We start from the raw sequence: 12005 nt of genomic DNA, 5'->3' as shown, positions 1-12005 counted from the left end.
AGAAGCGGTTGAACAGGCTGGTTATGTACTAGGTAAAGACGTGACTCTTGCTATGGACTGTGCTTCTTCTGAATTCTACGAAGACGGCGTTTATAACATGAAAGGCGAAGGTAAAACTTTCTCTTCTGAAGAGTTTTCTGATTACCTTGCTAAACTGTGTGAAGAATACCCAATCGTTTCTATCGAAGATGGTCAGGACGAATCTGACTGGGAAGGTTTCGCATACCAAACTAAGTTCTGGTGACAAAATCCAGCTTGTTGGTGACGACCTGTTCGTAACTAACACTAAGATCCTGAAAGAAGGTATCGAAAAAGGTATTGCTAACTCAATCCTTATTAAATTCAACCAGATTGGTTCTCTGACTGAAACTTTAGCTGCTATTAAAATGGCTAAGACGCTGGTTACACTGCTGTTATCTCTCACCGTTCTGGTGAAACTGAAGATGCAACTATCGCTGATTTAGCGGTTGGGACTGCTGCAGGTCAAATCAAAACGGGTTCTATGAGCCGTTCTGACCGTATCGCTAAGTACAACCAGCTTATCCGTATCGAAGAAGCACTGGGTGAACGTGCTCCTTTCAACGGTCTTAAAGAAGTGAAAGGTCAGGCTTAATTTTTTAAGTTTGTCTGATATTCGAAAAACGCCTCCGGTTGGAGGCGTTTTTTTATGGGTGTCATTTGTGGAGTTCTCTCCCGTTCTCACGGACAGTTTTGTAAAGACGTAAATTGGCTGTCTCGATTCGCTAGTCTATGCTCCATTCTTGGATTATGGAACCGTTCTATGTAATCAAAAATACCTGCACTATGCTGTCTGTGTTCTGCTTCTCGTTTAAATTCTTCAAAGAGAGTTCTCTTATTAGAACTATTGCTTATGTGAAGATTTGGTCTATTTTAATAAATAAGCGATAGCTATATTCATCTTCTGTTTGTGATGAAAAATAGCTACTTTTTTCTATTTACCGTTTTATTTTAATAAAAATTTATTATTTAAAATGTCAATTGGTTGGTTGTAAATTATGAGTGATATTGCTTTTAGTCGTAAACAGTTGGGTGGAGAATCACCAATGGTGGCATCTGAAATCTTTGACAACTGTATTTATACTGGCTATTTGGAACGATAGACTCTGCACGGATGGAAGCAGTTACCGCAAAGCTTACGAATATGGTTGAGTCATCAGATAGTAATTTTGTCATTGTGGATTTATCTAATGTTTATGCGATAGATACATCGGTGGCATTACAGCTTGTTAGGCTTGCAGACACTATAGTGTTAGTTGGATCATCACCTATATTCTGTGGATTAAAAGGGATGATAGCAAGAACGATGGTAAATGCTGGTGTCGATTTGGGTAACCATAAGATTTTAAGAGATTTAAAATCGGCGATGTATTTTTGCATTAAGCAGTCTGGTTTTAATCTTGTTCCTATTTCTGAGGCTATTCGTTAGTGAAACAGAAAAATACTGGAGATATTACTTATTCATAGAAATGAAGTTGATGCCTACTTAATCGCATCGTATTGTAAAAAATATGCTATAGAAATTGGTTTTTCAGATTATCAGGCAAGCCTTTTTAATATAGCAGTGTCTGAAATTGCTATAAATGCAGTTCGCCATGCCTCTGGAGCAAATGTCGATATATCAAATACAGCTAATGACTTAGGAATCGAAGTTGTTATTGAAGACTGTGGGTCTGGCATCGCCGATATATCTAAAGCTATGCAAGATGGTTACTCGACCTACAAAGAGAAAAGTTTTGGTCTGGGGCTCGGAGTGGCGCTTCGTTGTGCTGATGAGATGATAATAAAGAAGTCAGACAATACGGGTACTTCTGTAATTTTACGTCACTTTCTTCCTGTTTCAGAAAAGAATATCTTGGTTAGAACTATTTCTCATCCTGCCGTTGGTCATATATATAATAGTAATATTCATGTAGTGAAAGAATTTCATGGAGATACTTATTTTGTTGTTTTAGCCGATGATACTTACAATGAAAACAAACCTAACCAAAAATTTGACGTGTTGGTAAGTCATTTTGTTGATGAAGTGACTCGAAATATTCAAATACCTCTTGAAATTATTTTTGAGCAGTTTAAAACGTTTTTTGGTAATACAGCCGTAGAGGAAAATCGAAGAAAAATAGGTTTGGTTAGAATAAACAATGAGTATATTGAATATCTATTGGTAAATATGCCTGATATCTACTGGCTTGAAAACGATTGTACAGGTGACTCTGAAGTATTCTTAGAGAAGTCATCGCAAGGATTATTATCCTATACTAGCTTGCCAAGAAATGGTCGTTTTACTCTAGTTTTTCATTCTCTTGGTATAGATATAAGTCGTCTTCGTGAAGGTGAACATTGGTCCGAATGGGATGCTTACAAAATTGCTGCAACAGTTTTGATGATTGTGCTCTAGAGCATCTTGCCGCGACTGTGATAGTTATCAGAGGAGGTGATAATAATGCATATTGAATTAGAACAAAACTCATCAACGCTGATAGAATTAATGTCTGGTGTTATTAGCGCTTTCCCAAATGGACTAATTGCACTTTCTGATTCTGGTGAAATAAATTTAATTAATACCATCGCCATTAATTGGCTTGGATTAGGGGATGGTGAAGAAAAAACTGAAAATATGCTAGATCAGGACTTTCGAAATATACTTAAGAGATTTCCTGATTTAGTCGATAAGATAGAATGTCTGTTGATAAATGGAAGATACAAACAGCTGGATTTACATGGTTTTATTGTTGATGACCTAAATATAAATATTCGATGCTGTAGAATGTTGAAAGGCGTCGTAATATTAATTACTAAAACCAACGATCAAAAATCTTTATACAAAGATGATATTGATATATTAACACAGTTGAGTAATAGAAAGCATTTTGAAGAAAGGTTTCATAAGCTGATAAATCAAAATAATTTTATTTTTAGACAGAATGCAGCATTGATTTTTTTGACATCGATAATTTTACAAAAATTAATGATTCTTTTAATTATTCACTTGGTGATGAAGTTCTGTGTAGAATTGCTAATATTTTAAAAAGTCGTGTTTCAGAGGGTCAACTTATATCACGTATAGGTAGTGATCAGTTTGTTATTTTGCTCCAAGACCATTCTATTCATGAAGCGAAGGGCTTTTCTGAGAGTGTTCGAAAATTAATAGGCTCAAGACAGTTTTACCTTAATGAAAATAGTGTACGAATTACGGTTTCTTGTGGTATCCGAGTTTGATTGGCCTTTCACCCCTAGCCACAGGTCATCCGCTAATTTTTCAACATTAGTCGGTTCGGTCCTCCAGTTGATGTTACTCAACCTTCAACCTGCCCATGGCTAGATCACTCGGTTTCGGGTCTATATCCAGAGACTAAACGCGCAGTTAACACTCGCTTTCGCTACGGCTCCCCTAATCGGTTAACCTTGCCACTGAATATAAGTCGCTGACCCATTATACAAAAGGTACGCAGTCACCTAACTAGTAGGCTCCTACTGCTTGTACGTACACGGTTTCAGGTTCTGTTTCACTCCCCTCACAGGGGTTCTTTTCGCCTTTCCCTCACGGTACTGGTTCACTATCGGTCAGTCAGGAGTATTTAGCCTTGGAGGATGGTCCCCCCATTTTCAAACAGGATATCACGTGTCCCGCCTTACTCGATTTCACTCATACAATGCCGTCAGTTACGGGGCTGTCACCCTGTATCGCGTGCCTTTCCAGACACTTCACCTGACACTGTATCAGCTTAAGGGCTACTCCGATTTCGCTCGCCGCTACTTTCGGAATCTCGGTTGATTTCTTTTCCTCGGGGTACTTAGATGTTTCAGTTCTCCCGGTTCGCCTCATTAAGCTATGTATTCACTTAATGATACTTACTGCTGTAAGTGGGTTTCCCCATTCGGAAATCTCAGATTCAGGTGGCTCTTACTGCCTCATCTGAGCTTATCGCAAGTTAGTACGTCCTTCATCGCCTCTGACTGCCAAGGCATCCACCATGTACGCTTAGTCACTTAACCATACAACCCGAAAAAGTTTCGGAATGTGGTCTTGTCACCAAGATTTGTCTGCCATTTTTATACATGCGGCAGACTATGATATTGCCGGACTCAATTTCCAAGAACACTTGATTGTGTTGGTCTTTCTTATACAAGAAAGTATTGAGAACTTTTACAAACAATTTTGTTTAAAAAAACAAAACTGCTTTGTCAGCTTTCCAAATTGTTAAAGAGCGTGATTCATAAAGAACCATGTTTAACCATTCTCTTCCCATTCATAAAGAAAAGAACACTTAAAGATGGTATCCCGTAGGGGAGTCGAACCCCTGTTACCGCCGTGAAAGGGCGGTGTCCTAGGCCTCTAGACGAACGGGACACAAAAAGTCTCTGCTCGCAATGAGGGCAGAGGTTTAACGGTGCTCTCGATAATGTAAACCGTATCAATCTGTGTGAACACTCGACAATAATCATCATCGTGTAAGGAGGTGATCCAGCGCCAGGTTCCCCTAGCGCTACCTTGTTACGACTTCACCCCAGTCATGAACCACAAAGTGGCAAGCGTCCTCCCGAAGGTTAAACTACCTGCTTCTTTTGCAGCCCACTCCCATGGTGTGACGGGCGGTGTGTACAAGGCCCGGGAACGTATTCACCGTGGCATTCTGATCCACGATTACTAGCGATTCCGACTTCATGGAGTCGAGTTGCAGACTCCAATCCGGACTACGACGTACTTTTTGGGATTCGCTCACTTTCGCAAGTTGGCCGCCCTCTGTATACGCCATTGTAGCACGTGTGTAGCCCTACTCGTAAGGGCCATGATGACTTGACGTCGTCCCCACCTTCCTCCGGTTTATCACCGGCAGTCTCCCTGGAGTTCCCACCCGAAGTGCTGGCAAACAAGGATAAGGGTTGCGCTCGTTGCGGGACTTAACCCAACATTTCACAACACGAGCTGACGACAGCCATGCAGCACCTGTCTCAGAATTCCCGAAGGCACTCCTCTATCTCTAAAGGATTTTCTGGATGTCAAGAGTAGGTAAGGTTCTTCGCGTTGCATCGAATTAAACCACATGCTCCACCGCTTGTGCGGGCCCCCGTCAATTCATTTGAGTTTTAATCTTGCGACCGTACTCCCCAGGCGGTCTACTTAACGCGTTAGCTCCGAAAGCCACAGCTCAAGGCCGCAACCTCCAAGTAGACATCGTTTACGGCGTGGACTACCAGGGTATCTAATCCTGTTTGCTCCCCACGCTTTCGCATCTCAGTGTCAGGTATCTGTCCAGGGGGCCGCCTTCGCCACCGGTATTCCTTCAGATCTCTACGCATTTCACCGCTACACCTGAAATTCTACCCCCCTCTACAGTACTCTAGCCAACCAGTTTCAAATGCGATTCCGAGGTTAAGCCCCGGGCTTTCACATCTGACTTAATCAACCACCTACATGCGCTTTACGCCCAGTAATTCCGATTAACGCTCGCACCCTCCGTATTACCGCGGCTGCTGGCACGGAGTTAGCCGGTGCTTCTTCTGCAGCTAACGTCAAAATAACAGAGTATTAATCTGTCACCCTTCCTCACTGCTGAAAGTACTTTACAACCCGAAGGCCTTCTTCATACACGCGGCATGGCTGCATCAGGGTTTCCCCCATTGTGCAATATTCCCCACTGCTGCCTCCCGTAGGAGTCTGGACCGTGTCTCAGTTCCAGTGTGGCTGATCATCCTCTCAGACCAGCTAGAGATCGTCGCCTTGGTGAGCTCTTACCTCACCAACCAGCTAATCTCACTTAGGCGTATCCGGTAGCGCAAGGTCCGAAGAGCCCCCGCTTTGACCCATAGGTATTATGCGGTATTAGCCATCGTTTCCAATGGTTATCCCCCTCTACCGGGCAACTTCCTAAGCATTACTCACCCGTCCGCCGCTCGTCAGCAAGAAAGCAAGCTTTCTTCTGTTACCGCCCGACTTGCATGTGTTAGGCCTGCCGCCAGCGTTCAATCTGAGCCATGATCAAACTCTTCAATTAAAGTTTTTTGATGCCTTAGCATCGGCTCAATGAATACTGATAACATGCACTACTTTATCAAAAGTAATGTTATGTTGAATTGACTGTGCCAAACATTCATTCTAAAAAGAAATCCTGTTCGTTTTGGTCACTCGTATCATTGATAAAATCTTTTGGATGTTTATCCGACGAGTGCCCACACAGATTGATAGGTTTATATTGTTAAAGAGCTTTGCTTTCAGTGCGTTAGCACTTAAGCAGGACGCGTATAATACGCTACCCACTTTGAAAGTCAACATAAAACTCTAATCTTTTTTAAAGTCTTATGGTGACTTGCTTAAATCAATAAGCAAGCAAAATAAAAGCCTGGCGATGTCCTACTCTCACATGGGGAAACCCCACACTACCATCGGCGCTAATTCGTTTCACTTCTGAGTTCGGCATGGAGTCAGGTGGGTCCAAATCGCTATGGCCGCCAGGCAAATTCGTTAATTCAGAAAGCTGTCTTATTCTCAACCCACAACCAAGATTCTCTCTTGAGTCCGCCAAAACCTTTTCGGTGTTGTATGGTTAAGCCTCACGGGCAATTAGTACAGGTTAGCTCAACGCCTCACAACGCTTACACACCCTGCCTATCAACGTTCTGGTCTCGAACAACCCTTCAGGACACTTAAAGTGCCAGGGAAGACTCATCTCAGGGCTCGCTTCCCGCTTAGATGCTTTCAGCGGTTATCGATTCCGAACTTAGCTACCGGGCAATGCGATTGGCATCACAACCCGAACACCAGAGGTTCGTCCACTCCGGTCCTCTCGTACTAGGAGCAGCCCCCTTCAATCTTCCAACGCCCACGGCAGATAGGGACCGAACTGTCTCACGACGTTCTAAACCCAGCTCGCGTACCACTTTAAATGGCGAACAGCCATACCCTTGGGACCGACTTCAGCCCCAGGATGTGATGAGCCGACATCGAGGTGCCAAACACCGCCGTCGATATGAACTCTTGGGCGGTATCAGCCTGTTATCCCCGGAGTACCTTTTATCCGTTGAGCGATGGCCCTTCCATTCAGAGCCACCGGATCACTATGACCTGCTTTCGCACCTGCTCGAGCCGTCACTCTCGCAGTCAAGCGGGCTTATGCCATTACACTAACCTCACGATGTCCAACCGTGATTAGCCCACCTTCGTGCTCCTCCGTTACTCTTTGGGAGGAGACCGCCCCAGTCAAACTACCCACCAGGCACTGTCCTCATCCCCGATTAGGGGACCAAGTTAGAACATCAAACATACAAGGGTGGTATTTCAAGGATGGCTCCACACAATCTGGCGACTGTGTTTCATAGCCTCCCACCTATCCTACACATGTAGGCTCAATGTTCAGTGCCAAGCTGTAGTAAAGGTTCACGGGGTCTTTCCGTCTAGCCGCGGGTACACTGCATCTTCACAGCGATTTCAATTTCACTGAGTCTCGGGTGGAGACAGCGTGGCCATCATTACGCCATTCGTGCAGGTCGGAACTTACCCGACAAGGAATTTCGCTACCTTAGGACCGTTATAGTTACGGCCGCCGTTTACCGGGGCTTCGATCAACCGCTTCGACCAAAGTCTAACAGCATCAATTAACCTTCCGGCACCGGGCAGGCGTCACACCGTATACGTCATCTTACGATTTTGCACAGTGCTGTGTTTTTAATAAACAGTTGCAGCCACCTGGTATCTGCGACTCCCGTCAGCTCCATCCGCAAGGGACTTCACCATCAGGAGCGTACCTTCTCCCGAAGTTACGGTACCATTTTGCCTAGTTCCTTCACCCGAGTTCTCTCAAGCGCCTTGGTATTCTCTACCCGACCACCTGTGTCGGTTTGGGGTACGATTCCTTACTGTCTGAAGCTTAGAGGCTTTTCCTGGAAGCATGGCATCAATGACTTCACCACCTTAGTGGCTCGACGTCGTGTCTCAGCCTTAAAAAGAGCCGGATTTACCTGACTCTTAAGCCTACGCACTTGAACCTGGACAACCATCGCCAGGCTCATCTAGCCTTCTCCGTCCCCCCATCGCAACAGTAAGAAGTACGGGAATATTAACCCGTTTCCCATCGACTACGCTTTTCAGCCTCGCCTTAGGGGTCGACTTACCCTGCCCCGATTAACGTTGGACAGGAACCCTTGGTCTTCCGGCGTGGAGGTTTTCACCCCCATTATCGTTACTCATGTCAGCATTCGCACTTCTGATACCTCCAGCGTGCGTTACCACACACCTTCAGCGGCTTACAGAACGCTCCCCTACCCAATACGATAAATCGCATTGCCGCAGCTTCGGTTTACAACTTAGCCCCGTTACATCTTCCGCGCAGGCCGACTCGACTAGTGAGCTATTACGCTTTCTTTAAATGATGGCTGCTTCTAAGCCAACATCCTAGCTGTCTGAGCCTTCCCACATCGTTTCCCACTTAGCTGTAATTTGGGACCTTAGCTGGCGGTCTGGGTTGTTTCCCTCTCCACGACGGACGTTAGCACCCGCCGTGTGTCCTCCCGGATAGTACTTACTGGTATTCGGAGTTTGCAAAGGGTTGGTAAGTCGGGATGACCCCCTAGCCTTAACAGTGCTCTACCCCCAGTAGTATTCGTCCGAGGCGCTACCTAAATAGCTTTCGGGGAGAACCAGCTATCTCCGAGTTTGATTGGCCTTTCACCCCTAGCCACAGGTCATCCGCTAATTTTTCAACATTAGTCGGTTCGGTCCTCCAGTTGATGTTACTCAACCTTCAACCTGCCCATGGCTAGATCACTCGGTTTCGGGTCTATATCCAGAGACTAAACGCGCAGTTAACACTCGCTTTCGCTACGGCTCCCCTAATCGGTTAACCTTGCCACTGAATATAAGTCGCTGACCCATTATACAAAAGGTACGCAGTCACCTAACTAGTAGGCTCCTACTGCTTGTACGTACACGGTTTCAGGTTCTGTTTCACTCCCCTCACAGGGGTTCTTTTCGCCTTTCCCTCACGGTACTGGTTCACTATCGGTCAGTCAGGAGTATTTAGCCTTGGAGGATGGTCCCCCCATTTTCAAACAGGATATCACGTGTCCCGCCTTACTCGATTTCACTCATACAATGCCGTCAGTTACGGGGCTGTCACCCTGTATCGCGTGCCTTTCCAGACACTTCACCTGACACTGTATCAGCTTAAGGGCTACTCCGATTTCGCTCGCCGCTACTTTCGGAATCTCGGTTGATTTCTTTTCCTCGGGGTACTTAGATGTTTCAGTTCTCCCGGTTCGCCTCATTAAGCTATGTATTCACTTAATGATACTTACTGCTGTAAGTGGGTTTCCCCATTCGGAAATCTCAGATTCAGGTGGCTCTTACTGCCTCATCTGAGCTTATCGCAAGTTAGTACGTCCTTCATCGCCTCTGACTGCCAAGGCATCCACCATGTACGCTTAGTCACTTAACCATACAACCCGAAAAAGTTTCGGAATGTGGTCTTGTCACCAAGATTTGTCTGCCATTTTTATACATGCGGCAGACTATGATATTGCCGGACTCAATTTCCAAGAACACTTGATTGTGTTGGTCTTTCTTATACAAGAAAGTATTGAGAACTTTTACAAACAATTTTGTTTAAAAAAAACAAAACTGCTTTGTCAGCTTTCCAAATTGTTAAAGAGCGTGATTCATAAAGAACCATGTTTAACCATTCTCTTCCCATTCATAAAGAAAAGAACACTTAAAGATGGTATCCCGTAGGGGAGTCGAACCCCTGTTACCGCCGTGAAAGGGCGGTGTCCTAGGCCTCTAGACGAACGGGACACAAAAAGTCTCTGCTCGCAATGAGGGCAGAGGTTTAACGGTGCTCTCGATAATGTAAACCGTATCAATCTGTGTGAACACTCGACAATAATCATCATCGTGTAAGGAGGTGATCCAGCGCCAGGTTCCCCTAGCGCTACCTTGTTACGACTTCACCCCAGTCATGAACCACAAAGTGGCAAGCGTCCTCCCGAAGGTTAAACTACCTGCTTCTTTGCAGCCCACTCCCATGGTGTGACGGGCGGTGTGTACAAGGCCCGGGAACGTATTCACCGTGGCATTCTGATCCACGATTACTAGCGATTCCGACTTCATGGAGTCGAGTTGCAGACTCCAATCCGGACTACGACGTACTTTTTGGGATTCGCTCACTTTCGCAAGTTGGCCGCCCTCTGTATACGCCATTGTAGCACGTGTGTAGCCCTACTCGTAAGGGCCATGATGACTTGACGTCGTCCCCACCTTCCTCCGGTTTATCACCGGCAGTCTCCCTGGAGTTCCCACCTGAAGTGCTGGCAAACAAGGATAAGGGTTGCGCTCGTTGCGGGACTTAACCCAACATTTCACAACACGAGCTGACGACAGCCATGCAGCACCTGTCTCAGAATTCCCGAAGGCACTCCTCTATCTCTAAAGGATTTCTGGATGTCAAGAGTAGGTAAGGTTCTTCGCGTTGCATCGAATTAAACCACATGCTCCACCGCTTGTGCGGGCCCCCGTCAATTCATTTGAGTTTTAATCTTGCGACCGTACTCCCCAGGCGGTCTACTTAACGCGTTAGCTCCGAAAGCCACAGCTCAAGGCCGCAACCTCCAAGTAGACATCGTTTACGGCGTGGACTACCAGGGTATCTAATCCTGTTTGCTCCCCACGCTTTCGCATCTCAGTGTCAGTATCTGTCCAGGGGGCCGCCTTCGCCACCGGTATTCCTTCAGATCTCTACGCATTTCACCGCTACACCTGAAATTCTACCCCCCTCTACAGTACTCTAGCCAACCAGTTTCAAATGCGATTCCGAGGTTAAGCCCCGGGCTTTCACATCTGACTTAATCAACCACCTACATGCGCTTTACGCCCAGTAATTCCGATTAACGCTCGCACCCTCCGTATTACCGCGGCTGCTGGCACGGAGTTAGCCGGTGCTTCTTCTGCAGCTAACGTCAAAATAACAGAGTATTAATCTGTCACCCTTCCTCACTGCTGAAAGTACTTTACAACCCGAAGGCCTTCTTCATACACGCGGCATGGCTGCATCAGGGTTTCCCCCATTGTGCAATATTCCCCACTGCTGCCTCCCGTAGGAGTCTGGACCGTGTCTCAGTTCCAGTGTGGCTGATCATCCTCTCAGACCAGCTAGAGATCGTCGCCTTGGTGAGCTCTTACCTCACCAACCAGCTAATCTCACTTAGGCGTATCCGGTAGCGCAAGGTCCGAAGAGCCCCTGCTTTGACCCGTAGGTATTATGCGGTATTAGCCATCGTTTCCAATGGTTATCCCCCTCTACCGGGCAACTTCCTAAGCATTACTCACCCGTCCGCCGCTCGTCAGCAAGAAAGCAAGCTTTCTCCTGTTACCGCCCGACTTGCATGTGTTAGGCCTGCCGCCAGCGTTCAATCTGAGCCATGATCAAACTCTTCAATTAAAGTTTTTTTGATGCTTAGCATCGGCTCAATGAATACTGATAACATGCACTACTTTATTAAAAGTAATGTTATGTTGAATTGACTGTGCCAAACATTCATTCTAAAAAAAAATCCTGTTCGTTTGGTCACTCGTATCATTGATAAAATCTTTTGGATGTTTATCCGACGAGTGCCCACACAGATTGATAGGTTTATATTGTTAAAGAGCTTTTCTCCGGCTATTTTCACCAAAGAAGTGGAGGTGCATTTTATAGAGTTAACGGCAAGTGTCAAACACTTTTTGAAACTTCTCTATTGCCCGTCCTGATTGACTTCGCGAACTAATATTTTATTTTAGTTACCGTGTCAGTGAGGCGGCATTATAGGGACTCAATGAAGATGTGCAAGCACTTTCTTCATAAATCTGTAATATTTCATTTTTATGGTGAAAAAAGAGGCAGAAGCCAGTAAGAATAAAGCATTTACACTAATTACTGGCTTATCATTAGGATCAAATAAAGGAGTAAGCGTCAGCGAACATCCTCTCACTTTTTGCGGATTTATTTTGGGTGAAACGC

General features: G+C 45.4%; 5 protein-coding genes, 2 tRNA genes, 4 rRNA genes, 2 pseudogenes and 2 other annotated features. Of the genes and pseudogenes, 6 read left to right on the top strand and 7 right to left on the bottom strand.

The window, feature by feature from the left end:
• From eno to LRQ06_RS21155, 5 genes and pseudogenes are all read left to right on the top strand, one after another.
• Window positions 1–613 (top strand): annotated as a pseudogene (gene eno, locus LRQ06_RS00060) (phosphopyruvate hydratase); the annotation flags it as partial.
• A 477-nt stretch (window positions 614–1090) separates the two neighbouring features.
• The gene (locus tag LRQ06_RS00055) at window positions 1091–1447 is read left to right on the top strand and encodes an STAS domain-containing protein (protein ID WP_257794066.1); all 357 of its coding nucleotides are present in this window, start codon (window positions 1091–1093) and stop codon (window positions 1445–1447) included.
• A gap of 12 nt (window positions 1448–1459) precedes the next feature.
• The gene (locus tag LRQ06_RS00050) at window positions 1460–2416 is read left to right on the top strand and encodes an ATP-binding protein (RefSeq protein ID WP_308218807.1); all 957 of its coding nucleotides are present in this window, start codon (window positions 1460–1462) and stop codon (window positions 2414–2416) included.
• Window positions 2417–2461: 45 nt separating this feature from the next.
• On the top strand, window positions 2462–3046 hold the full coding sequence (locus LRQ06_RS00045; RefSeq protein ID WP_232764376.1) for a hypothetical protein: 585 nt from the start codon (window positions 2462–2464) through the stop codon (window positions 3044–3046).
• Window positions 2950–3168: pseudogene (locus LRQ06_RS21155) on the top strand (GGDEF domain-containing protein); the annotation flags it as partial. The gene LRQ06_RS00045 and the pseudogene LRQ06_RS21155, both read left to right, overlap by 97 nt.
• Window positions 3169–3175: 7 nt before the next feature.
• Window positions 3176–3493 (bottom strand) — a sequence feature (23S ribosomal RNA rRNA prediction is too short).
• A 7-nt stretch (window positions 3494–3500) separates the two neighbouring features.
• Window positions 3501–4000, bottom strand: a sequence feature (23S ribosomal RNA rRNA prediction is too short).
• 293 nt (window positions 4001–4293) lie between these two features.
• On the opposite strand, the gene LRQ06_RS00040 reads toward LRQ06_RS21155, so the two are convergent.
• The 4 genes from LRQ06_RS00040 to LRQ06_RS00025 form a co-directional block, all read right to left on the bottom strand.
• Window positions 4294–4369, bottom strand: a tRNA-Glu gene (locus tag LRQ06_RS00040).
• 102 nt (window positions 4370–4471) lie between these two features.
• Window positions 4472–6014: ribosomal RNA gene (locus tag LRQ06_RS00035) — 16S ribosomal RNA — on the bottom strand.
• 343 nt (window positions 6015–6357) lie between these two features.
• A 5S ribosomal RNA gene (gene rrf, locus LRQ06_RS00030) occupies window positions 6358–6473 on the bottom strand.
• Window positions 6474–6559: 86 nt separating this feature from the next.
• Window positions 6560–9449: ribosomal RNA gene (locus LRQ06_RS00025) — 23S ribosomal RNA — on the bottom strand.
• Between the two features lie 23 nt (window positions 9450–9472).
• Here LRQ06_RS00025 and LRQ06_RS00020 point away from each other — a divergent pair.
• On the top strand, window positions 9473–9742 hold the full coding sequence (locus tag LRQ06_RS00020; RefSeq protein ID WP_232764375.1) for a hypothetical protein: 270 nt from the start codon (window positions 9473–9475) through the stop codon (window positions 9740–9742).
• Here the strand turns inward: LRQ06_RS00020 and LRQ06_RS00015 are convergent.
• The 3 genes from LRQ06_RS00015 to LRQ06_RS00005 all read right to left on the bottom strand — a co-directional run.
• Window positions 9730–9805, bottom strand: a tRNA-Glu gene (locus tag LRQ06_RS00015). The genes LRQ06_RS00020 and LRQ06_RS00015 overlap by 13 nt on opposite strands.
• 102 nt (window positions 9806–9907) lie before the next feature.
• Window positions 9908–11447: ribosomal RNA gene (locus tag LRQ06_RS00010) — 16S ribosomal RNA — on the bottom strand.
• Together the 16S, 23S and 5S rRNA genes with 2 tRNA genes alongside form the textbook arrangement of a ribosomal RNA operon.
• Before the next feature lie 370 nt (window positions 11448–11817).
• On the bottom strand, window positions 11818–12005 hold a 188-nt coding region (locus LRQ06_RS00005; RefSeq protein WP_232764374.1), incomplete at its 5' end, for a hypothetical protein.

It is taken from the genome of Vibrio salinus, assembly GCF_021272385.1.
Classification (GTDB): domain Bacteria; phylum Pseudomonadota; class Gammaproteobacteria; order Enterobacterales; family Vibrionaceae; genus Vibrio; species Vibrio salinus.
Note: the sequence above shows the minus strand (reverse complement) of the source record. Positions and strands in the feature narration are given on the sequence as shown.

Excerpts from the sequence above, each read along its gene's own strand:
- LRQ06_RS00045 (WP_232764376.1), top strand. The coding sequence starts at position 2,462 with ATGCATATTGAATTAGAACAAAACTCATCAACGCTGATAGAATTAATG.
- LRQ06_RS00020 (WP_232764375.1), top strand. The coding sequence starts at position 9,473 with ATGTGGTCTTGTCACCAAGATTTGTCTGCCATTTTTATACATGCGGCA.